This is a genomic window from Glaciimonas soli, from assembly GCF_009497155.1.
Classification (GTDB): Bacteria; Pseudomonadota; Gammaproteobacteria; order Burkholderiales; family Burkholderiaceae_D; genus Glaciimonas; species Glaciimonas soli.
In genome coordinates this window covers 1233983-1257647 of record NZ_WINI01000001.1, presented here as the reverse complement: position 1 = coordinate 1257647, position 23665 = coordinate 1233983, and the positions used below count along the sequence as shown (strand labels likewise).

21 protein-coding genes are annotated in these 23665 nt (G+C 47.3%); 11 read left to right on the top strand and 10 right to left on the bottom strand.

All coding sequences use genetic code 11. The features are described 5' to 3' along the window. Positions 1 to 54 precede the first annotated feature (54 nt). From GEV47_RS05720 to GEV47_RS05705, 4 genes are all read left to right on the top strand, one after another. On the top strand, positions 55 to 642 hold the full coding sequence (locus GEV47_RS05720; protein ID WP_153233689.1) for a sigma-70 family RNA polymerase sigma factor: 588 nt from the start codon (positions 55 to 57) through the stop codon (positions 640 to 642). A gap of 112 nt (positions 643 to 754) precedes the next feature. Next, a complete protein-coding gene (locus GEV47_RS05715; protein ID WP_153233688.1) occupies positions 755 to 946 on the top strand; it encodes a zf-HC2 domain-containing protein in 192 nt (63 codons plus the stop codon). Positions 947 to 1026: 80 nt separating this feature from the next. After that, positions 1027 to 2052, top strand: a complete 1026-nt coding sequence (gene tsaD / locus GEV47_RS05710) for a tRNA (adenosine(37)-N6)-threonylcarbamoyltransferase complex transferase subunit TsaD (RefSeq protein WP_153233687.1) — start codon at positions 1027 to 1029, stop codon at positions 2050 to 2052. 236 nt (positions 2053 to 2288) lie between these two features. Continuing rightward, the gene (locus tag GEV47_RS05705) at positions 2289 to 3812 is read left to right on the top strand and encodes a DEAD/DEAH box helicase (RefSeq protein WP_153233686.1); all 1524 of its coding nucleotides are present in this window, start codon (positions 2289 to 2291) and stop codon (positions 3810 to 3812) included. Between the two features lie 65 nt (positions 3813 to 3877). On the opposite strand, the gene gluQRS is transcribed toward GEV47_RS05705, so the two are convergent. Both gluQRS and GEV47_RS05695 read right to left on the bottom strand, forming a co-directional pair. Continuing rightward, positions 3878 to 4774 (bottom strand): tRNA glutamyl-Q(34) synthetase GluQRS, encoded by an 897-nt coding sequence (gene gluQRS, locus GEV47_RS05700; protein WP_153233685.1) that lies wholly within the window; start codon positions 4772 to 4774, stop codon positions 3878 to 3880. Positions 4775 to 5005: 231 nt separating this feature from the next. Next, on the bottom strand, positions 5006 to 5920 hold the full coding sequence (locus tag GEV47_RS05695; RefSeq protein WP_153233684.1) for a LysR family transcriptional regulator: 915 nt from the start codon (positions 5918 to 5920) through the stop codon (positions 5006 to 5008). A gap of 149 nt (positions 5921 to 6069) precedes the next feature. Here GEV47_RS05695 and GEV47_RS05690 point away from each other — a divergent pair, with 149 nt between their 5' ends. Beyond that, positions 6070 to 6768 (top strand): pirin family protein, encoded by a 699-nt coding sequence (locus GEV47_RS05690; protein WP_153233683.1) that lies wholly within the window; start codon positions 6070 to 6072, stop codon positions 6766 to 6768. A gap of 71 nt (positions 6769 to 6839) precedes the next feature. Beyond that, positions 6840 to 7412, top strand: coding sequence for a flavodoxin family protein (locus GEV47_RS05685; protein WP_153233682.1), 573 nt, complete (start codon positions 6840 to 6842; stop codon positions 7410 to 7412). Positions 7413 to 7496: 84 nt separating this feature from the next. Here the strand turns inward: GEV47_RS05685 and GEV47_RS05680 are convergent, their stop codons facing one another. Further along, positions 7497 to 8393, bottom strand: a complete 897-nt coding sequence (locus tag GEV47_RS05680) for a sulfurtransferase (protein ID WP_153233681.1) — start codon at positions 8391 to 8393, stop codon at positions 7497 to 7499. Positions 8394 to 8593: 200 nt separating this feature from the next. Between GEV47_RS05680 and dnaE the strand changes: the two genes are divergently transcribed. The 5 genes from dnaE (at position 8594) to GEV47_RS05655 (ending at position 17391) form a co-directional block, all read left to right on the top strand. Further along, entirely contained in the window at positions 8594 to 12061 is a 3468-nt protein-coding gene (dnaE, locus tag GEV47_RS05675) for a DNA polymerase III subunit alpha (protein ID WP_153233811.1), read from the top strand. Positions 12062 to 12192: 131 nt separating this feature from the next. Next, positions 12193 to 13467, top strand: coding sequence for an O-antigen ligase family protein (locus GEV47_RS05670; RefSeq protein WP_153233680.1), 1275 nt, complete (start codon positions 12193 to 12195; stop codon positions 13465 to 13467). Then, the gene (gene msbA, locus GEV47_RS05665) at positions 13464 to 15218 is read left to right on the top strand and encodes a lipid A export permease/ATP-binding protein MsbA (RefSeq protein WP_153233679.1); all 1755 of its coding nucleotides are present in this window, start codon (positions 13464 to 13466) and stop codon (positions 15216 to 15218) included. Before GEV47_RS05670 ends, msbA begins: the two co-directional genes overlap by 4 nt. Positions 15219 to 15280: 62 nt before the next feature. Beyond that, entirely contained in the window at positions 15281 to 16456 is a 1176-nt protein-coding gene (locus GEV47_RS05660; RefSeq protein WP_153233678.1) for a glycosyltransferase family 9 protein, read from the top strand. Between the two features lie 2 nt (positions 16457 to 16458). Next, positions 16459 to 17391, top strand: a complete 933-nt coding sequence (locus GEV47_RS05655) for a glycosyltransferase family 8 protein (RefSeq protein WP_153233677.1) — start codon at positions 16459 to 16461, stop codon at positions 17389 to 17391. Here GEV47_RS05655 and GEV47_RS05650 read toward each other — a convergent pair. From GEV47_RS05650 to hemF, 7 genes are all read right to left on the bottom strand, one after another. Next, positions 17348 to 18415, bottom strand: coding sequence for a glycosyltransferase family 9 protein (locus tag GEV47_RS05650; protein WP_153233676.1), 1068 nt, complete (start codon positions 18413 to 18415; stop codon positions 17348 to 17350). The two genes, GEV47_RS05655 and GEV47_RS05650, sit on opposite strands and share 44 nt — an antisense overlap. A gap of 200 nt (positions 18416 to 18615) precedes the next feature. Next, a complete protein-coding gene (gene rng, locus GEV47_RS05645) occupies positions 18616 to 20079 on the bottom strand; it encodes a ribonuclease G (protein ID WP_153233675.1) in 1464 nt (487 codons plus the stop codon). Next, a complete protein-coding gene (locus GEV47_RS05640) occupies positions 20076 to 20696 on the bottom strand; it encodes a Maf family protein (RefSeq protein ID WP_153233674.1) in 621 nt (206 codons plus the stop codon). Before GEV47_RS05640 ends, rng begins: the two co-directional genes overlap by 4 nt. 55 nt (positions 20697 to 20751) lie before the next feature. Continuing rightward, positions 20752 to 21222 carry a 23S rRNA (pseudouridine(1915)-N(3))-methyltransferase RlmH gene (rlmH, locus tag GEV47_RS05635; protein WP_153233673.1) on the bottom strand — a complete coding sequence of 157 codons (471 nt, stop codon included), beginning with the start codon at positions 21220 to 21222 and terminating at the stop codon, positions 20752 to 20754. Between the two features lie 12 nt (positions 21223 to 21234). Then, positions 21235 to 21912, bottom strand: coding sequence for a ribosome silencing factor (gene rsfS, locus GEV47_RS05630; protein ID WP_153233672.1), 678 nt, complete (start codon positions 21910 to 21912; stop codon positions 21235 to 21237). Beyond that, on the bottom strand, positions 21913 to 22653 hold the full coding sequence (locus tag GEV47_RS05625) for a nicotinate-nucleotide adenylyltransferase (protein ID WP_153233671.1): 741 nt from the start codon (positions 22651 to 22653) through the stop codon (positions 21913 to 21915). Then, on the bottom strand, positions 22650 to 23609 hold the full coding sequence (gene hemF / locus GEV47_RS05620) for an oxygen-dependent coproporphyrinogen oxidase (protein WP_153233670.1): 960 nt from the start codon (positions 23607 to 23609) through the stop codon (positions 22650 to 22652). Before hemF ends, GEV47_RS05625 begins: the two co-directional genes overlap by 4 nt. Positions 23610 to 23665: the final 56 nt, after the last annotated feature.

Genomic DNA, 23665 nt, shown 5'->3' with positions numbered 1-23665 from the left:
ATTTCTGTGTATTCGCCGATGAATCATAGCGACCGTATTTTATCTGGATAACTGATGACATTTGATCCGCGCGAGCTTGACGCACTACGTCCGCAATTGCTGCGATTTGCGCAATTGCAGTTGCGTAATGCTACGTTGGCCGAAGATGCTGTATCGGAAACCATTCTGGCGGTGATGGAGCATCAAGAGCGTTTTCAGCAACAGTCCTCGTTTAAAACTTATGTTGTCGGAATACTCAAACATAAGCTTTTAGATCAATTGCGACGCAGTAAGCGCGAAGTGCAATTGAACAGCAGCGAAGATGCTGATGATGATCGCAGCGATGCGGAAATGGTGGATGCTTTGTTCACGCAAACCGGCCATGCAATGGCAGCTGCGCCGAGCTGGGGTAATCCGGATCACACTTTGCAAAGTAAAGAATTTTTCGAGATTCTGCAATTGTGTGTCGATAAATTGCCAGCTAAAACCGGTCGCATTTTTATGATGCGAGAATGGCTGGAACTTGATACAGAAGAAATTTGCAAGGAGTTATCCATTACGGCGGCGAACGCCTGGGTGCTGTTGTATCGTGCACGAACGCGACTAAAGGAGTGTTTGCAGCAGAACTGGTTTGGCGATCAGGTGAACACCAATAACATTTGATTGTTATTTGCTTATTATTTCATTTTAATAAAATAAATAGTGTTATTTTTTGCTGCCCGGTTCGACTACTTTACATATCATCGCATTCGGATAGATCAAACTAAGCTTAATCATGTCACAAAACCGTTTATTTCCTACCTGCCGAGAAACGCAAAGCCTGTTGTCAGAGGCGCAAGATCGCAATCTGCCTTTATTGCACCGCGTACGTGTTCGTGTGCATTTGTGGACATGCACGGCATGCACGCGTTTTTCTGAACAAATTCATTTTTTGCGCAAGGCGATGCAACGTCTTGGTAAGGATTGAGTGAATTTTAAACGTAGTGAGGCTTATGCAAAACCAACTACAATATTACATTGTAAAAAAATGCACCTATTTGTCTCCCTATGATTGTTCTCGGCGTTGAATCCTCCTGTGACGAAACCGGCATTGCGTTATATGACACGCAACACGGTTTGCTTTCCCATGCTTTGCACTCGCAAGTGGCGATGCACGAACAATATGGCGGCGTCGTGCCGGAGCTGGCATCGCGCGATCACATCCGGCGCGCGATACCTTTATTGGAACAGGTGTTGGCGGGCGCTCACATAGATCGTCATCAAATTGACGCAATCGCCTACACCCAAGGTCCTGGCTTGGCTGGCGCTTTACTGGTTGGCGCATCGGTGGCTTGCGGTTTAGGTTTGGCGCTGGATCGGCCGGTATTGGGCGTGCATCATCTGGAAGGGCATTTGTTATCGCCTTTGTTGGCAAGTGAGCCGCCAACTTTCCCGTTTGTAGCATTGTTAGTCTCTGGCGGCCATACGCAACTGATGCGGGTCGATGGTGTTGGCCAGTACGCATTGTTGGGCGAAACACTGGACGATGCTGCAGGCGAAGCATTTGATAAGTCCGCCAAATTGCTTGGCTTAGGCTATCCCGGAGGTCCCGCCATTTCACGTTTGGCTGAATTTGGCGATCCATCGGTTTATCAATTGCCGCGTCCAATGTTGCATTCCAAGGATTTGAATTTCAGCTTTTCGGGCCTTAAAACCGCCGTGCTGACATTGGTAAAAAAACAAACTACCAATCTTTGTGAGCAGGACAAGGCGAATATTGCACGGGCGTTTGTCGATGCTTTGGTGGATGTTCTGCTTGCCAAATGTTTGACGGCAATGAAGCAAACCGGACTTAAACGTTTGGTGATTGCAGGTGGCGTTGGTGCTAATTCGCAATTACGCAACGCACTTAATGCCGCCGCGCAGAAACGTCGGTTTCAGGTTTATTATCCAGAATTAGAATTTTGCACCGATAACGGTGCGATGATTGCTTTTGCAGGTGCGATGCGCTTGCAATTGAAGCCGGAAGCAGCGCAACGGGATTACGCATTTAATGTAAGACCACGCTGGCCATTAAATGAATTAGGGATTTAAGACCGGGCGAACGCAGGTGAAAATAAAGTAACCTTACAGCAAGGCGTATAATGCCGGGCTGTAGCGCACAAATATGTGCAAAAATATGTCGCCAATAATGTTTTACGGCGATCCTGAAAGAAATTCACACAATTCATTGAGAGTAAGGTCTTAACGACGTAACAATATGTCGATATTGTGTCGAAGTTACGTCTATAGTGCGTAACTGCACGCAACAATTAAGGCCACCAACAAACATGTCCGATATTCAGTCCGAACAGTCGCAGCACCCAGAATCCCGCATTACACCTGAACCTGCGGCTGTTGCACCAGTTGCGCTCGTCGAGCCTATCGCCGCTATTCGCTTCGCGGATTTTGGGTTATCACCCGAAATTTTGCGGGCATTGACTGACCAGGGTTATGTTCATCCGACGCCGATCCAGGCTGAAGCTATTCCCGTTGTGTTGCAAGGCAGGGATGTGATGGGTGCTGCGCAAACGGGAACAGGTAAAACTGCCGGTTTTTCATTGCCTATTATTCAATTATTGCTTGCGCACGCAAATAGCAGCGCTTCACCGGCACGTCATCCAGTACGCGCCTTGATTTTGACGCCGACTCGTGAGTTGGCGGATCAGGTTGCAGAAAACGTCAAAGCTTATTGTCGCCACACGCCATTGCGCGCTACCGTCGTTTTTGGCGGTGTCGATATTGCACCGCAAAGTGCCGCATTGCGCTCTGGGGTCGAAATTGTGATTGCAACGCCAGGTCGTTTGCTCGATCATGTGCAACAAAAAACCATTAACTTGTCGCAAACGCATTTACTGGTGATGGACGAAGCGGATCGCATGTTGGACATGGGATTTTTGCCAGATTTGCAACGTATCGTCAATTTGCTGCCGAAAGAACGCCAAAGCCTGATGTTTTCGGCGACTTTTTCGCCAGAGATCAAAAAACTGGCTGCCAGTTTCCTCAAAAATCCTGTCACGATTGAAGTCGCGCGTAGTAATGCTACTGCCGACAATGTCACGCAAACCATGTACAAGGTCAACGATCAGACCAAACTTGATGCGGTGGCGTACATTATTCGTGAACGCAATTTGAAACAAGTGATTGTATTTTCCAACACCAAAATTGGCGCTTCACGTTTGGCGCGCCATTTGGAAGCCGAGGGAATTAAAGCCTCCGCGATTCATGGTGATAAAACCCAGAACGAACGCATGGCGGGATTGGAGGCATTCAAGCAGGGCGAGATCGAAGTGCTGGTTGCCACCGATGTTGCTGCACGTGGTTTGGATATTGCCGAATTGCCTTGCGTGATTAACTGCGATCTTCCGTACAACGCAGAAGACTATGTGCACAGGATAGGTCGTACCGGCCGTGCGGGTGCTTCTGGTGATGCGATTTCTCTTTACACCGACAAAGACGAGCGTTTGCTGGTTGATATCGAAAAGATGATCAAGCACAAATTTGTTCGCGCTGAATTAACTGGATTTGTACCGAAATTACGCGCACCGGAGCGCGGTAGTGAGCGCAGCCAAGAGCGCGAACGTGCACCACGCGGTGACAGCAGCAATGGCCGAACAGCGGAACGTAGCAGCCAACATACGCGCAGTGCTTACTCAGCCGGTTCGCGTAAAGAAAAAATAGATCCGTGGTTCCTGAAGCCGTACGAACCGTCGGTATCCGCTGTCGATAGTGCGCAGCAGGGGCAAGCTAATGCAACAACAAAACAGCCAAAAGCGAAAGTGGCGGCATTGTTGGGTGGGATACCTAAGCGCTAAATGCACTAGGTTTAAGTGAGATATTTTTGGAGTAGGAAGCCCGGCATTTTGCGCGCTTCCTATTTTTATAGGCAGCTTCTTTCTTTGAATTGCTTATCCCATGCAGTAATCGCCAGCGGCCAGAATGCTGCAATGGTGCCAACCTTCCCAATTTCCAATCCCAGAAACCACGCAGCTTTGCATAAAGTTTGCAGTGGGTGTGACAGATCGAGCGCTTGCGCGCCGTTTTGTTTAGAAAGTTTTTCACCATCAGCATTGGTGATGACTGGCACATGCAGATAACTTGGCGTTGCCAATTTGAGTAGGCGCTGTAAGTAAATTTGCCGCCCGGTAGACGCCAAAAGATCCGCGCCGCGCACCACATGCGTGACGCCTTGATCAGCATCATCGACGACAACGGCAAGTGGATAAGTCCAAAATCCGTCCACACGTTTTAATACAAAATCTCCTGAGTCGCTGGCTAAACATTGTTCTATTGGGCCCAGCAGGCGATCAGTAAATCGGATAGTCGTTTCTGGTGCCGTCATATCGGGCACACGTAAGCGGTAAGAACGAGTAGCTTTACCCACCGATAAACCGGAGCGACAAGTGCCGGGGTAAACCGCTGCGCCATCAGGCGTGATGCCGATTTGTGAATCGACAATTTCTCGCCGTGTACAGCCACAAGGATAGGCCTGTCGGCCCAATTGATCGAATGCCGCCTCATATAACGTGGTGCGGTGGCTTTGTAGAACAATCTCACCATCCGACTTCATTTCTAGTGCTGTGAGTGCCTGCAAAATGGCATCAATGGCACCGGGGACAGTGCGTAGTTCGTCGACATCTTCTATCCGCACCAGCCATTTCCCATCATGCGTTTTGGCATCCAGATAACTCGCCATGGCAGCGACCAAAGAACCATCGTGCAGAGGTCCGGTAGGGGAAGGGGCAAAACGTCCAATGTAAGGTGATCGCTTATGCATAGCAGAAGTGCATCCTTTAACTAACTGATGTTACACACATATCATCTTCATTCCCGCGAACGTCGGAATCCATTTTACGGCAATGCAAAGCGACGTTGACATCATGTCGACCAATATGCGAGGCAGGCTATATAGTCGTTCCTGCGAAAGTGGAGATCCAAGTGTCGACCTCAATATGGATCCCCGCGTTCGCGGGAATGACGGTGGTTAGATTATGACTCCGCGTATTTGTTACCCAAGCAGACTGCGCAAAATTGCCGGATCATTCAAGCGATTGATAAACCATTTAAGTGACTTTCCCAATACTGGCGTACGCCAGGCAATGTGGGTTTTGTTGCTGGGTTTGGCTTCAGATGTTTGCTTTTCGATTAATGCCCCGGATGCTAAGTAAGGTTCGGCCAGTGTACGAGGTAAATGACCGCAGCCCAAACCATAAAGTTGCGCCTTCAATTTGTCGGGAATGCCGGGTACCGTCAACGTATCCTGACCTGTGAGTAAGCCCAGATTCATACTCGGCAAAGCGCGGCTGGTGTCGCCTACCGCAATGGCGCGATGTTGTTGAATGAGATCAGCGCTCAATGGTTCTTCTGCATTTGCCAGAGGATGTTGTGGCGCGACAGCAAATACCCAATCGATGACACCGATAGGATGAGTTTTATAGTTGCCGCTCATGCGCATTGTGTCGGGCCCTTCATGTGGCGCCCCAATCGCCAGATCGGCCCTGTCATTTAATAACGCTTCCCAGACCCCTGACAGGGTTTCATGCGTAAAGCGCAAACGCGTACCAGCATTTTCACGATCAAATTCTGCGATGAGAGGCAATAAACTTTCAAATGGAATAATGCTATCGACGACAATCCGTAATTCCACTTCCCAGCCAGTAGCGGCACGTTTGACACGGCGTTCCAACTCTTCTGCGGCCTGTAATAGATGTCGACCTTCTGTCAGCAACTCCACGCCGGCACTGGTCAGTTTGGCGCGATGGCCACGTCTATCGAACAGCAATACATCCAGATCATCCTCCAGTTTGCGTACGCTATAAGTCAACGCAGACGGAACCCGATCCAATTCAATCGCTGCCGCCGCAAAACTCCCCATGCGATCTATAGTGTCGAGGATATGTAATGCTTCAAGGGTGAGATTCATAGCTTTTATGTCATGAAATGCATAATTGACAAGTCGTTCATATAAATTGAATGTTATATCGAAAATCCGGGTCTGTCTAAAAGAGCTGATCCTATTTATAGTGATAGCTATTGGTTCTAAGTAATGAACAGCACAAGCGGAGAGAAATCATGATCACAGTACGTAAAAGCAGTGACCGCGGCCATGCCAATCATGGATGGTTAGATTCGCATTTCAGTTTCTCCTTTGCAGAATATTATGACCCTGAGCACATGGGGTTTGGTCCTCTGCGTGTGATTAATGAAGATAGAATTCAAGCCGGAACTGGTTTTGGTACGCATGGCCATAAAGATATGGAGATCATTACCTATATCTTGGAAGGTGCATTGGCGCACAAGGACAGCATGGGAACCGGCAGTGTAATTCGACCCGGTGATGTACAGAGAATGAGTGCGGGTTCGGGCGTGCGCCATTCCGAGTTCAATGACGCGCCGACAGAAACTCATCTGCTGCAAATCTGGATCATGCCGAATGTCGCCGGAATCGCGCCAAGCTATGAAGAGAAAAACTTTTCACGCGCGGATAAAGATGGCAAGTTGCGTCTGATTGCCTCCAGTGATGGGCGCGATGGTTCCGTGATGATGCATCAGGACGCTAGTCTTTACGCAGGATTGTTTGACGGCGCGCAAAGCGCCACGCATCCATTAACGGCACAACGCTTAGCGTATATCCATGTGGCCCGCGGTAAAGTGACTGTTAATGGCGAGAAACTAAATGCTGGAGATGCCGTTAAAATAAGCGCGGAGACAGAAGTCCGCATTAATGATGGTGAGCAGGCAGAGGTATTGTTATTTGATTTACCCGTTTGAGATTGCCAGATAAAGTCGCTGCGAAGTACTTTTTTATTTGATTAAATCATTTCATTTTTTAAGGAATTATCATGACTAAAATTGCGATTGTTTACCATTCCGGCTACGGCCATACCAAAAAACAAGCTGAGGCGGTCAGTGAAGGCGTCAAACATGGTGACGCAACACCTGAATTGATTGCCATTGACGCTGAAGGCAATCTGACAGAAGCGCAATGGGCGGAACTGGATGCTGCTGATGGCATCATTTTTGGTTCACCAACCTACATGGGAAATGCTTCATGGCAATTCAAAAAATTTGCAGATACGTCGTCTAAAAAATGGTTTACCGGCGCGTGGAAAGATAAAGTTGCTGGTGGTTTTACTAATTCTGCTTCGCTGAATGGTGATAAACATTCTACGATTGCGTATTTCATGACATTTGCTATGCAGCACAGCATGATCTGGGTTGGTACTGGCATGATGCCAGCTAATACCAAGGCAGCTACGCGTAACGATATCAATAGTTTGGGTGGATTTTCGGGCGCATTATCTAGCAGTCCATCGGACTCATCTCCTGAAGAAGCACCAACATCAGGCGACTTGGAAACAGCTAAACAATTTGGTAAGCGTGTCGCAGAAACTGCACGCAGATTCAAGAAGTAATTTTCCGCATCATAAAAAATCCCGCTGGTGATCACATCATCAGCGGGATTTTTTTGTATTGCCAGACCGGGCGGTTATTGACCGTTATTGCGTTGCTACCTGCGCTACAGCGGCTGGATCTTGTTCAGCAGTCAGTCCGTGCTCCGGTTTGCAAGAAGGGCATGATTTCCCCGCAACGTAAGAGGGCGACAATTGTTCGCGTGGCGTTACGACGGCACGGCAGCCAAAACACTGTACTGTCGCTGTTTCTTGCAATTGCGGATTAAGTGCGGTGCGATAGTCAAACACAAAGCAATCGCCTGTGTAGTGCGCGCCGCCGCATTCTTCAAAATATTTCAAAATTCCGCCTTCAAGCTGATATACGTCAGCGATGCCGATTTCTTGCATATGTATCGCCGCTTTTTCGCAACGAATACCGCCGGTGCAAAAAGTAACGACGGTTTTGTCTTGCAGATCATCTTTGCGGGCCGCAACGACGGCAGGAAACTCGGTAAATTTTTCGATGCGATAATCGATGGTGTTGTCAAAAGTGCCAACATCAACCTCAAATGCATTGCGTGTATCCAACATGACGACTGGTTTGCCGTTATCGTCATGCCCCTGATCTAACCAGCGCTTCAGTGTTTTCGCCTCTACAAAAGGTGCGCGCCCCAATTCCGGTTTGATCAACGGATGTTTCATCGTGATGATTTCCGCTTTTAGTTTGACCAACATACGCGTGAATGGCTGCTGTTCGGAAAAGCTTTCTTTTACTTCAATATCAGTAAAGCGCGCATCTGCACGCAACCAGGCGAGATATTGGTCAATGTTTTCGCGCAAACCTGCCAAAAACATATTAATACCTTCCGGAGTCAGCAATATCGTGCCTTTTAGCTGAAGTTGATTACAGATATCCAGGAATTCAGCGCGCTTTTCAGCTGTGTCATTAAACGTAATAAATTTATAAGCGGCGATATTGACGTAAGTGGGCGTAGACGACATAGAGGGCTCTTTGTTAAATCTCTGTAAATATTTTGTAAAGATAAGTGATGATGAGTTGAGTATCGGCAAACTTGCCCGATGTTGCTCTAACTCATTGATTTAACAGTATTATAAATTGAAAATGCGGCGCAACATGAATTTACATATAGTTTCTTATCAGTATTACGAATGGCGTGAGTGACGATGTAAAATACGCCCCTATGACGACACCGCAATTTACTCACCTCCGCCTGCACTCAGAATATTCCATTGTTGATGGCTTAGTCCGCATCGATGACATTGTTAAAGCCGCAGCATCAGACCAGCAAGCCGCACTCGGTATTTCCGACCTCGCCAATTTGTTCGGCATGGTCAAATTTTATAAAGCCGCACGTGGCAAAGGTATTAAGCCGATTATTGGTTGTGATGTCTGGATCACTAACGACGATGACAGAGACAAGCCATCGCGCTTATTGTTGTTAGTTAAAAATAAGCGCGGCTATTTGCAGTTGTGCGAACTGCTATCGCAAGCATGGCTGGAAAATCTCTATCGTGGCCGTGCTGAAGTGCGCGCTGAATGGTTGGCCGCTTTGCAACAACAAGAGGGCGGCAACGGCTTACTCGCCTTGTCCGGCGCGCATTTTGGTGATATCGGGATTGCGGTTGATAACGGTAATCTGGCCTTAGCCGAGCGTTGTGCCAAACGCTGGATGCAGATTTTCCCCGACAATTTTTATATCGAAGTACAACGCGCCAACCAGCCCAACATGGAGCCGCATGTGCGCCACGCGGTGGCATTGGCGGCTCAATTGCAATTGCCGGTGGTAGCAACGCATCCGATTCAATTTCTCGATAAAGAAGAATTCATCGCGCACGAAGCGCGCACCTGTATTTCCGAAGGTGAGATGCTGGCAAATGCACGCCGTGTACGTCGCTTCAATGATCAACAATGCTTCAAGACGCAAGAGGAAATGGCAGAGCTGTTCGCCGACATGCCCGCCGCATTGCAAAACTCAGTTGAAATTGCCAAGCGCTGTAATTTGACGCTGCAGCTTGGAAAGCCGCAGTTGCCTGATTTTCCGACGCCAGATGGCATGAGCATCGGTGAATTTTTGGTGCAGCAATCTGAAGAAGGTTTGGAACTGCGTTTGCAGCATTTGTATCCAGATGCAGAAAAGCGCGAGCAGAATCGTCAACGCTATCAAGAAAGATTGAAGTTTGAAACCGACACCATTATCAAGATGGGTTTCCCTGGTTATTTCCTGATCGTTGCTGAATTTATTCGTTGGGCCAAAGAAAATGGTGTGCCGGTCGGTCCGGGCCGCGGTTCTGGTGCTGGTTCGCTGGTGGCGTATTCGCTGCAAATTACCGATCTTGACCCGTTGCAGTACAACTTGCTGTTCGAGCGTTTTTTGAATCCGGAACGGGTATCCATGCCCGACTTCGACATTGACTTTTGCCAGGAAGGTCGCGATCGTGTGATTCAGCACGTGAAAGATTTATACGGTAAGGAAGCGGTGTCGCAGATTGCTACTTTTGGAACGATGGCCGCCAAGGGCGCGATTCGTGACGTTGGTCGGGTGCTTGATTTTGGCTACAATTTCTGTGATGGCATTTCCAAACTGATTCCATTTAAGCCAGGCAAACACGTAACGATTGCCGATGCCATCAACGAAGAACCGTTGCTGGCCGAACGCTTGGAAAACGAAGAAGAGGTCAAACAGTTACTCAATCTGGCGCAACAAGTGGAAGGTATTGCCCGCAACATTGGTATGCATGCCGGTGGTGTGTTGATTGCGCCGGGCAAGCTTACCGATTTTTGTCCGCTGTACACGCAAGGCGGCGACGCTGGCGTGGTATCGCAATATGATAAAGACGATGTTGAAGCCGTCGGTTTGGTCAAGTTCGACTTTTTGGGTTTGACGACACTGACCATCCTTGATCGTGCAGTGCGCTACATCAAACAGCTTGATCCGGCGATGGCAGATTTCAGTTTAGAAAAGCTGCCGCTCAATGATAGAGCGTCGTATCAATTACTTACTGCAGCGAAAACCGTCGCCGTTTTCCAGCTGGAAAGCCGCGGTATGCAAGGCATGTTGAAAGATGCTCGCCCGGACCGTTTTGAAGACATTATCGCGCTGGTGGCGTTGTATCGTCCGGGCCCAATGGATCTGATTCCAGATTTCTGTAAACGTAAACACGGTGAGCGTTTCGACTATCCCGATCCGCGTACGGAAGGCATTTTGTCCGAAACCTACGGCATCATGGTGTATCAAGAGCAGGTGATGCAAATGGCGCAGGTGGTGGGTGGTTATTCGCTTGGTGGTGCGGATTTGCTGCGTCGTGCGATGGGTAAGAAGAAAGCTGAAGAGATGGCAGAGCATCGCCAGATTTTCCGTGATGGTGCCGCTAAAGATGGTTTAACAGAAGCCAAGGCCGACGAAATTTTCGACTTGATGGAAAAATTCGCCGGTTACGGTTTTAACAAATCGCATGCTGCCGCTTATGCTTTACTGTCGTATCACACCGCTTATTTAAAAGTCCATCATCCCGCTGCCTTCATGGCCGCCAACTTATCGTTGGCCATGGATGACACCGAAAAAATCAAAATTCTGGTGGAAGACGCACAAGCCATTTGCAAGTTGACTTTGCTACCGCCGAACATCAATTTATCCGATTACCGCTTTACACCGGAAGCAGAGCCAGGCAAAAAGGCTACGTTTATTCGTTATGGCTTGGGAGCGGTTAAAGGTAGCGGTCAAAATGCGATTGAAGCCATCGTCGCCGCCCGTAATGAAAAACCTTTTACGGATTTATTTGATTTTTGCTTCCGTGTCGATAAGCGACAAATCAACCGCCGTACTATCGAATCATTGATACGCGCCGGCGCGTTCGATTGCCTCAACGTTGACCGTGGCATTTTGCTAGCATCAGTGCCTCTTGCAATGGAAGCAGCGGATCAAAAGCTCGCCGCCGCAAATCAAGTCAGCTTATTCGGTGACGATGACAGCGGTTTGGCTGCGCCACCAGAATATGTGAAAGCAGCCCCTTGGAGCGACAAGCAGAAACTGACAGAAGAAAAAACCGTATTGGGTTTTTATTTATCGGGCCACTTGTTTGATATTTATGCGCCTGAAGTACGTCGCTTTGTTCGCACACCGATAGTAAACATAGAGCCATCACGCGATCCGCGGATTATGGCTGGGATCATTTCGGGTATTCGTACCCAGATGACTCAACGTGGAAAAATCCTCATCGTCACACTGGACGACGGTAGCGCCACAGTCGATGTCACGGTCTATAACGAACAGTTTGAGCCGAATAAAGCCTATTTCAAAGAAGATGAATTTTTGATTGTGCAGGGAAAAGTCTCAGAAGACCGATTCAATGGCGGATTGCGCGTATCGGTTGAAAAGGTGATGGATATTGCTGCTGCCCGAAGCCACTATGGGCGGCAACTGGTGCTGTCGTTGACGTCACCAACGCCACGAATAGATGCCTTGCAGTTGAAGGATCTGTTGTCATCACACCGCTCCGGTAACGGACTGCCGCTAACGCTGCGCTATACCGCCGATAGTGTTGCCTGTGAGATTTTACTTGGCGATGATTGGCGGGTTGCGCCTAGCGATGAGTTGCAACTTACCTTATCCGATCAGCTAGGGAAAGAATCGGTGTTGGTCGAGTATTAACTGAGCCAGCGCAATCAATTTATAAAATCTCCGTCATTCCCGCGAACGTGGGAATCCATATTACGCAACGTGGATCCTCGCTTTCGCGAGGATGAAGAAGATGGGTTTTGTGTATATTTTGGAGATTGAATTTGTCGTCATATTTTAAATGGCCAGTATTTATCGCCATCATGTGCTTTCCAGCATTATCAATATCTTTGCATAATGCCGGGAATGCCTGTTTATTTTTTCTTTTCATTCTTGCTCTTATTGCGGCCATATGTCGTTATAAGCCAATGGGAGTTGGTTTTACAACATTGTTGAAGGATTACTGGCCGTTGCATTTGGCGATGATTTCTGCAGTGATTGCGGTGCTATTGAATCAAGCATCGACAGGAAGATTTTCGATTAAATATTACGACACTGCGTTTCGAATTGCTTTGTTCATACCGATTTTCTGGGTAGTGTTAGATGTGCCATTAGCCTGGCTTAAAAAAATACAATGGGCTTTTGTGGCAGGAACCATTCTTGCTTTGATTAAGATTTTTTGGTTTACACAAGGAGGGGAAAGTCGCCCTGCAAATATTGGATTTATGCCAACAATCCCATTTTCAGATATGGGGTTGATGTTTGGCGTCATAGCGCTCCTGACCATTGGTTGGAATGAGCGGCATGAAAAGTTAAAAATGGCTCTCAAAATTCTTGCTTGCTGTGCAGGGGTGTACATCACCATTTTGTCGCTCACAAGAGGTAGTTGGATAGCGATTCCCGTTTTTATGGTGATCATTTTTGCCGTTACAAACGGTTTTAAAATCAAACATAAGTTGATTGTTTTGATAGCAATAGCAGTCGCTTTGAGCGGGGTTTTTGTTTTTAATAAGAATATTCAAACTAGATTTGTTGCAGCAAAATCAGATATGACACTTTATGCTGAACAAGAAAATGCAAATGATTCGTTGCAGAAAAATGTAGATACATCGTTGGGGTTTCGTTTGCAGCTTTGGCACGCATCATGGGAATTGTTTAAAACCAATCCAGTATTTGGTGTTGGCAGAGATAATTTCAGTAGTGGATTAGACGCACTGGCGGAGCGTAAGATCATTACGCCGGATGCCGCAGCTTTTCCGCATTCGCACAATGAAATTTTATTTAATATGGCAATTCTTGGAATATTTGGTTTGTTAGCAACTCTCTCCATTTATTTCGTTCCCGCTTATTATTTTTTCCGAGAGATGAGGCATCCTGATCGGCAAATAAGGATTGCAGCAGCATCTGGCTTGGTGATTTGTCTTGGTTTTTTTATGTTTGGACTGACCGATATGATGTTCTTCTGGAATGTAACGGGAGGAATTTATAGCATGAGCATAGCGGCATTTTTAGCCTGCATTATTAAACGAAAAAAAGAACTTGAATGGGCAACACGATGACGAGTTCATACACCGCAATTTTCAAACGACTAGCCGTTCTTCATAAACCATATAAAAAGCGTTTGGCTTTAGCTTTCCTTGGCATGGTTGTGACCGCCGCCACGGAGCCATTGGTCGCTTATATTTTTAAAATATTGCTGGACCATGGCTTTGTCGAAAAACCGACATTTCCTCTATGGCTGGTTCCTATTGCCGTGATTGGCGCGTTTGTCGCGCGTGGCGCCTCCACATTTTTGACCACCTATATGATGAGTTGGGTTTCTACCCGACTGCTCAACGGGTTGAGACGTGAAATGTTTGACCGGATGCTGCATGTCTCTATCGATTTTTATGCGACCCACACGGTTGGCCGGATTATCAATTCCATTATGTTTGAAGTGCAGCAAATCATGGAAATGGTGACCAAGCTATTTATTTCCATGGTTCGTTGCACTCTGACGATTATGGGTCTGCTGGCCTACATGTTGTACACCAGCTGGACCCTCACATTGGCGGCTTTTATATTGATGCCATTGATGATTGCAGTGGTGCGATTGACGGGAAAACGCCTAAAGAAATTGAATAAAGATTCTTTAGACGTGAATGCCCAATTGACGCAAGTAATCGAAGAGACAACACGCGCTCAGCAAGTCATTAAAATTTTTGGTGGGCAAGAGTATGAGCGCTCACGTTTTGAAGAGCGGGCAGATGCATTGCGTCGCTATAGCATGCGCATGACGAGTACTTTTGCGGCAACGGTCCCTGTGACGCAAATCATGACTGCCTGTGCGATGTCGGTCATGATTATGATGGCCTTGATACAGGCCAGTCATCAGCAAATAACGGTGGGTGATTTCATCTCATTTTTCACTTGTATGATTGCCTTGCTGGCGCCACTCAAACAATTGGCGGAAGTGAACGGGCCATTGCAACGCGGCATGGCAGCTGCTGAGGCCGTATTTAAGCTCATTGATAGTCCTGTCGAACGCAGTGGTGGTAAAGAGCTAGAACACCGAGCATCTGGTCAAATTACCTTTGAAAATGTGTGCTTTTCTTATCCAGAGCAAGAAAAATACGCATTGAATAAAATCAACTTAAAGGTTTCTCCAGGAGAAACTATCGCCTTTGTCGGGATGTCTGGCGGAGGAAAGTCGACTTTAGTTAATTTGATTCCCGGGTTTTATTCAGCGACAGAAGGGCGCATCTTGCTCGATGGTGAACCTATCGAAGATATTTCTCTCAAAAGTTTGCGTGCGCAAATTGCGATGGTCAGCCAGCATGTCGTGTTATTCGATGACACTATAGCCGCCAATATTGCGTATGGCGATTCAGCGCCAGATAAAGAACGTATTGAAGCTGCAGCTAAAGCGGCGCATTTAACGGAAATGATTGCGGCTTTGCCGGATGGATTCGAAACCCTGATCGGCGATAACGGATCACGTCTTTCCGGTGGACAGCGCCAGCGCCTGGCAATTGCACGTGCAATTTATAAAGATGCCCCGATTCTGATTTTAGATGAGGCTACCTCTGCACTTGATAGTGAATCAGAGCGTGCAGTGCAAGCGGCCCTGGATCAATTAATGCTTGGTCGTACGACATTCGTTATTGCCCATCGCTTATCGACGATAGAACGTGCCAGTCGTATTGTGGTGCTGTCAGGTGGCAGCATAGTAGAAATCGGAACGCACGATGAATTATTGAGCCAGCATGGTGCCTATGCAAATTTATATCATTTGCAATTTTCGAAAAATGCAGTGAACGTTGAAATGTAATTTTTATTGCAGTGCTGAAGGTTACTGTTAACCGGCTGTATGTATATAGATTGATACCCTAGATGACGACCCAATTAGTTCCAGTTGATATTTTAAAAAAAGCGGACAAAGTTTTGTTCATCGCCCATCTTGCGATAGGCGATTTTACTTATTTGCAGAACTGTTTCAAATCCTTCTCTGAAGCATATCCGCATATAAAAATACATATTTGGGTGGATGATGTTCGTCGCACCAGCAATGCCGCGGAATGGGAGCATTTGAAAAAGTATGTTCTCTATGACTGGTTAGAAGCCTGCCCATTTTTTGCGAAGGTCTATAAGCAAACGTACAGTCCTGACTTATTTCAACAGTCCATCAAGGAAGCGCAGCTAGAGGAATATCCGTTGGTTGTGTCGTTATCGACGTTGCGGATGCCGATGTATGCAACGTTGGCGCGCGATATCAGCCCGCACGGTTTTGTGACCGGTATGAAAAAAAAGCCGCGTTTTTTTGCATTCGGTGAGCGCGCAGTTTACAAAAAATTGAATGCAACCGTGAACTATGATGCGAAAGGTATGACCGATCAGCATATCAGTGATGTTTATGCCGAGTGGTTTGCCAGTTTATTTGGGTATACCACTGCACCGGCATCACGCTTTCCATTTGTATTAATTCCTGAGCAATGGCAGCACGGAGCTAAAGAGCTAGTGCGGTCATGGGGTTGTGTTCGTGACGAGAATGAAAATCGTCAAACGCGAACATCGGGGAAGCTGTTATTCATTAACTCCTACGCTAAAACGCCAAAACGCTGCTGGCCATTAGAGCATGTGCTTGGATTGGTGACAGCGTTAAAGCAGCAGGCAGAGTGGCGCGATGCACATTTTGTGATCAATGTCGTGCCCGAAGAGATGGCACATGCAAAGAGTTTTTTTGCTAGCCATAGTTCTGAATATAACGCTGAACACATTCATTTATTTAGCGCGCAAGAAAACTTCTTTCAATTGCCGGCATTGTTGGCGCAATGTGATTTGATACTTTCAGTGGAAACAGCGGTTATGCATTTGGCCAATGCTGTTCATGTGCCGGTGATAGCTTTGATGCGCCAGAAAAACCCGGAGTGGGCACCTGTCGATAAAGCAAACAGCACAGTCATTACTGCCGGTAAACGTCGCGATTGGGTTAAAGAAATTACAGTCGACCAAGTCGTTGCTGCATTCGACCAATACGTACAGCATTCACCCAACGTTCAGGTAGTTTGATAATGTCTTCTCCCGTTTTGCATGTTGCCTTTGGCGCCGATGGCGATTATTTTTTGGGGATGGGCGTTGCGATTGTTTCTGTTCTGGAAAACAATCGTAATGTGTCCTTTATTTTCCATGTCTTTACACCTGCCATGACGGAAGAAAATCAACGCAAATTACGTGAGATTGAAGCCACCTATCAAACGGTTATTGATGTCAAAATAATTGATCCATCTATCTTTAACGAATTTGCGGATTTCCCAAGTATTGGACAGTATTCACCGTCCATATTTACGCGTTTGGTAATTCCCGCTGCATTGCAAGGCGTCACAGATAAAGTGCTTTATCTGGATGCCGATATTATCTGTCAGGGCAGCATTGAAGGATTACAGTCTATCGATATTGATGATTGTATTTTGGCTGCTGTTGCTGAAGCTGGAGATATTGTGGGAGAGCAGATAGAGCAACTGCATCTGCAGCACGGACATTATTTCAATTCCGGTGTGCTTTACATTAATGTAAAGAATTGGATTGCCAATGATGTCTGGCAAGAAAGCGTTAAAACTATCCTTGCCAGCGAAAAGAAATTTTGCTTTCCTGATCAGGATGCACTTAATATTGTGCTTGATGGTCAAGTCAAATTTCTGCCATCTATCTATAACTTGATGTACGACTTGTTCTTTGAAACAAAGACAGACAGACGTATAGCTCAAGAAGTGGTTTGCATTCACTTTGTTGGCAGGTTAAAGCCCTGGCATACCTGGTGTTGTAACTCAGCCAATCAAGTATTTTTAAAGTACAAAGCGTTATCGCCCTGGGCTGATGCGCCTCTTTACCCGCCCAAAAATTACAAAGAAATGCGCATGTATGCGCAAGGGTTGAATAAAACCGGACATCAGTTGCAGAGCCTCAAATGGAGTTTGCGCTATTTGTGGAATAAGTATTTTCGCTAATACGTTTTTCAGTCAACCACTGCAAAACTGTCTTTGCTACGGTGGCTGGTAAAATATTTTTCATACATGCGCACGTCATCGCATTTTTTGTTTTGCATCCCTGGCAATCGACAACCGGCTGACACAGTGATTGTGCGCGTGCGCCCAATGCCCCCCATCGACTTGGGTTCATAGAGCGAGCGCCGGGGAATAATCCAATGGTGCGTTGGCCGAACGCTGCGGACATATGCAATGGGCCAGTACCGCTGGCAATTAATCCGTCTGCCATATGAATAAATTCGCTAAATTGTTGCAATGTAAATTGACCGCAGACATTGGTCACGTTGGATAATTGCAGCAATTCTGGTGCATGTTTTTCTATCCATAGGCCTTCAGCGGCGCTTCCGGATACCCATAAATGTAGATCTTGATTGGTGCTTAGTAAATGCGCCAGTGCGACATAGTGCTCAATAGGCCATTCACGGCCATGACCATTTGATTTCGGATGAATAATCAAATTGAATGCGTACGGGCTGATTAAATGTTCCAGAGCAGGATCGCGAGGAATCGCGAAGTGGTACAGATTTTTAATCGTGTCTCGATCCGGAATGGCATTACATCCTAGCGGGCGTAGATAATGAAAATTGAGTTGTGCTTCGTGATCGGTAGAACTGCCTTTGGAAAAACGTAGCCGCCAGTTGCAATGGAACCAGTTGAACCATGTACGATAAGTATTGCCAATCCGGTTGGGGACGTTGGCTTTATGCGCAGCAATTGCTAAACGTTTATCCGGTTGAGCAAAGACGATGGTATCAATGTCTGATGCAGAAAAATAAGCCACTGGATCATCCAATGTTTCCAACTCAACAATTTGATCAACCGTCTGACAAAAGCGCACAACCGGTGCCGCATATGCACGACAAAGAAAACTAATTTTTATCGAGGGGAAATGTTGCTTGAGATAAGCGGTAAGAGGCAGAGTCAATATGACATCACCGATATTGTCGGTGCGGCATATCATGATGTGCTGGCTTTTGATTGGCATTGTTGAAGCGGTCAGTTTTGATAGATAAGGAATTACTTGCTCGCATTAAGTAATACCAAATAATCGATTAGAAAAAAACACCGTCATCCTCGCGAACGCGGGGATCCAAGTTGCGTAAGATGGATTCCCGCGTTCGCGGGAATGACGGAGATGAATTTTATTTATCGATAATAATTCAAATCAGTTTTTTTAGACTTTACTTACATCAAAATAATATCGTACTGTTCCTGCGGGTAAACGGTCTCAACTTGCAGTGAAATCGGCTTCGCAATGAAGTCGCCCAGCATGGCTAAATGCTGTGATTCTTCTTCCAAAAACATATCCACCACGATTTGTGACGCCAGAATGCGGAATTCACGTGGATTGAATTGTTTGGCTTCACGTAGCACTTCACGCAAAATTTCATAGCAAATTGTTCTGGCAGTTTTGACCTGCCCCTTGCCTTGGCAAGCGGGACAAGGTTCACATAGAATATGTGCTAACGATTCGCGAGTGCGCTTGCGGGTCATTTCAACCAAACCTAGTGCTGAAAAATCAGAGACCGATTTTTTCGTGTTGTCGCGCAATAAAGCTTTGTTTAACTCTGCCAAGACTGCCGTTCTGTGTTCGACATTTTCCATGTCAATAAAATCGAGAACGATGATACCGCCAAGGTTGCGAAGGCGCAGTTGACGTGCAATCGCATGTGCAGCTTCCAGATTGGTTTTGAAAATAGTGTCATCAAAATTACGGCCGTTGACAAAGCTGCCGGTATTGACGTCGATGGTGGTCATCGCTTCGGTTTGATCGACAATCACATAGCCACCCGATTTGAGCGGCACGCGGCGGCTTAAGGCACCTTGAATTTCTTCTTCGACTGCGTACAAATCAAACAATGGTCGCTCACCGGTGTAATGAACTACACGTGCGGTGACCGATGGAGTATAGGTGGTGGCGAATTCTTGCAGCTTCAAAAAATTTTCGCGTGAGTCAACCTGAATACTGGAGGTTTCATCATTGACGAAATCACGCAAGACGCGTTGCGCCAGGCTCAAATCCTGATGTAGCAAGGATGGGGCAGGGTGAATTTTAGTCTGTTGAGTAATTGAAGCCCAGGTTTTACGCAGATAGGCGATATCCATTTCCAGATCAGCTTCGGAGGCATCTTCGGCCATGGTACGGATGATGAATCCGCCTTTTTCGTCGGCAGGGACTAACTGTTGTACTTTGCTGCGTAATAGCTCACGCTCGGCTTCATTTTCAATGCGCTGCGAAATGCCGATGTGATGTTCCTGCGGCAGATATACCAGCATTCGCCCAGCTATCGAAATTTGGGTAGAAAGTCGTGCTCCTTTTGTGCCGATCGGGTCTTTGATCACTTGCACCATGAGTGACTGGCCATCGAATAACAACTTCTCTATCGGCGTTTGCACTGCCGGCTGGCCATCGTGTGGGCGAGTTTCCCAGATGTCGGCAACATGCAAAAAAGCCGCGCGTTCCAGGCCAATATCAATAAATGCCGATTGCATACCCGGCAGCACGCGCACGACTTTACCCAGATAGATATTGCCGGCGAGGCCGCGTGACAAGGTGCGTTCAATGTGCAATTCCTGCACCGCACCTTGATAAATCAGTGCAACACGGGTTTCTTGTGGAGTGATATTGACGAGGATATCTTCGCTCATAAAATGCGGATGCCGGCCTGTTGTAAGAGTTTTGAAGTTTCAAATAGAGGTAAACCCATGATGCCAGAATGACTGCCGCGTATGCCTTCAATAAACATCGCGGCGCTACCCTGAATACCATAGCTCCCCGCTTTGTCGTAGGGTTCAGCTGTGACGCAATAGGCGTGAATCATTTGTTCTGACAGCGGCTGAAATACGACCTCCGAAGTTTGCGTGATTTGCTGCGATTTTTCCTGATGTATGACGACAATACTGGTCAAGACTTGATGCGTGCGTCCCGATAACAAACGTAACATCGCCATGGCATCGGCGGTATCTACCGGCTTACCGAGGATTTTGTCATCGATGGTGACGGTAGTGTCCGCCGCCAGTATGGGACGTTGAGGCAATTTTCGGCTATGCATGGCTTGCAATGCAAAGTTGGCCTTTTCTGAAGCGATGCGGGCGACGTAATTTTCCGGCGACTCATGTTCCAACGCGATTTCGCTGACGTCCGGACCGCGGGGCGTTTGGCTGCGCAATAAAAGCACATCAAAATCGACACCAATTTGGCGTAAAAGCTCCCGTCTCCGAGGGCTTTGCGATGCAAGATAGATTTTCTGGTTAACGTTTTTCATGGCCTGATATTTATTATGTTTTTATCATGCTTTAGAGCATGTCGATTGTCTGTCTCTAGACTCGATGGTAAGGGTGATTTTGTGTGATCGACCAAGCGCGATACAGCTGTTCTGCAAGCAATACGCGTACCATGCCATGTGGTAGGGTTAAACTAGAAATGCGCAGTAAAGAATCGGCTTTAGCCTTGAATTCCGGATCCAATCCATCGGCGCCGCCAATGATGAAGGCGACGTCACGACCGTCGTGCTGCCATTGGGTTAGCTGCTGTGATAATTGCACCGAAGTCAGGTCTTTGCCGCGTTCATCCAATGCGATGATACGTACGCCTTTTGGTAAGACCGCTTCAATCCGCGCACGTTCCAGTGCCATGGCCGAAGCGGCAGTGTTACTACCAGTGCGTTCTATGGGTTTGCATTCTTTGAGGACAATACGGCAATCCGGCGGCATGCGTTTCGCATACTCGCCGAATCCCGTTTCTATCCATGCCGGCATTTTATGGCCGACGGCAGCGATGATGAGCTGCATCGCAACCTCGACTTAAGCTGCGTCTTTAGGTTTGGCAGGCGCGCGCTTGGTGGTAGCTTTTACACCTGTTTTGGGTGCCGCTTTTTTAACAACTGCTTTTTTTGGTGCAGTCGCTGCTTTGTGTGCAGCATTTTTCGCGGTGACACTTTTTGACACTGCCACTTTGATTTTTTTACCGACAGCTACTTTTGGGACACCATCGACTTTGACTGGTTTCTTGCGCGCAGGCGCTTTTTTCGGTGTTTCATCTTCTTCTGGCAGCGCTTGCGATGCGGCTAAATGACGCGACACTTTTTTCTGTGTAGCTTCTTCAGCAGCAGTAGGCGCGGCGCGGGAGGAAACACGTTTGGCGGCACCGAATTTGACTTCTTTCTCGCCCCAGATTTCTTCCAGACGATAGTAAGCACGGATGGCCGGTTGCATGATATGCACCACCATGTCGCCTAAGTCGACCAGTACCCATTCTCCGGTGCCTTCGCCTTCCATGCTAAGGATATTGCCGCCGCTAGCTTTGACTTTATCGCGCACCGATGATGCCAGTGCTTTGGTTTGGCGGTTCGAAGTCCCTGACGCGACAACGATGCGATCGAACATACCGGTCAGATGGGATGTATCAAAGACGCGGATTTCTTGCGCTTTAACATCTTCCAGGGCGTCGATGACGATACTTTGTAATTGTTTGATTTCCATTTAATTCTTATAAAGATGGTGTAATTCAATATAGTCTAGCACTGCCTTTGGTATCAGCGCGTCTGGTTTTTGCGTTGAGCCGGATTCGCTACCTGATGTATTACTTGAGGTATTACGTAAAGCAGTGCGTATTTCTGTTGACGAAATATCTATAAAAAGATTTTCTGCCAGATAGGTCAAGCCGTGTGCACTCTGTCGAATCTGCTCCGGCGTAGCCGCACGGCGCGTAAATTCGCGTTTGACCTCTGGTGGTACTTGGTCCGCGTCCATGGCAAAGCCGGGGCGCGAAGCCACGCCCAGATGGGCGTATGCAAATAGTTCATCCCAACCTTGCCAGGTATTGAGATGCAGCAATTGATCTGCACCCATCAAAAATATGATGGAAGTGTCAGGTCCCAGTTCACTGCGTAATGCTTTTAATGTATCTATTGTGTACGTTGCAGTGTGGCGCTGAATTTCTTGCTGATCTATCATTACTTCAACGGTTTGTTGTGCATTAACTACGGTATTTACTACACCGAATGCACGCTTAACCATTTCTACACGATCAGCCGAACTTGCTTCTAAACCATGTTTTTGCCACGGATTCCCCGCAGGAATAACACGCAATTGATCTGGGTGCAGTAATGTCACAAAATAGTTTGCCAGTGCAACATGACCATTGTGAACCGGATCAAAACTACCGCCGAGCACCGCTATGCAGCGGCGATGTTCTGGGGTTGGATGCGTCTTTGCTGTCATCCGTTTATCCAGTCTTTAGGGACTAAAAAGTCTGAATACAAGGCCGCTTCAGCACTACCAGGTGCCGGTTCCCAGCTATAACGCCATTTGACCACTGGCGGCATCGACATCAAAATTGATTCGGTGCGCCCACCAGATTGCAAGCCGAACAAAGTGCCGCGATCATACACTAGATTGAATTCCACATAGCGGCCGCGTCGATATGCCTGAAAATCGCGCTCGTTTTCTGTGTACGGAATATCTTTACGTTTGCTTAAAATCGGGACGTATGCAGGAATGAACGCATCGCCGACGCTTTGCATCATGGCGAAGCTTTGATCGAAGCCAAGCGCATGGAAATCATCGAAAAAGATCCCGCCGATCCCACGTTGCTCTTTACGATGTGGCAAATAAAAATAGGTGTCACACCATTTTTTGAAACGTGGATAAAGCGCATTGTCAGTGCCTTTGTCTGCATCCACATCAAACGCTGTCAACGCATCTCTGCAAGTGCGATGGAAATGTTGCGCATCTTCTGTAAAACCATAAAAAGGCGTCAGGTCAATCCCGCCACCAAACCACCAAACCGGTTCTTGACCTTCTGCGGTCGCTGTAAAAAAGCGCACATTCATATGGACGGTCGGCGCATAGGGATTGCGGGGATGGATCACTAACGATACGCCCATCGCTTCCCATTCACGCCCAGCGATTTCGGGTCGATTGGCAGCCGCCGATGGCGGTAAATTTTTGCCTTTCACATGCGAGAAACCGACGCCGCCGCGTTCCAGAACATTGCCTTCTTCGATGATGCGCGAGATACCACCGCCGCTGATGCTGCTATTCTCACTTCTGGCACGCTCCCAATGGTCAGCCCCAAAAGACTTGCCATCGACAACTTCCAATGCCGCGATGATACGTTCTTGTAGCCCGAGTAAGTAAGATTTGACGACGCTTGCTGAGGGTGTGTTTGCAGTCATAAGGCGAAAAATGCTTAAAAGTGAATAAGAAATGCGCAACAGTGTGCGCATTTCGA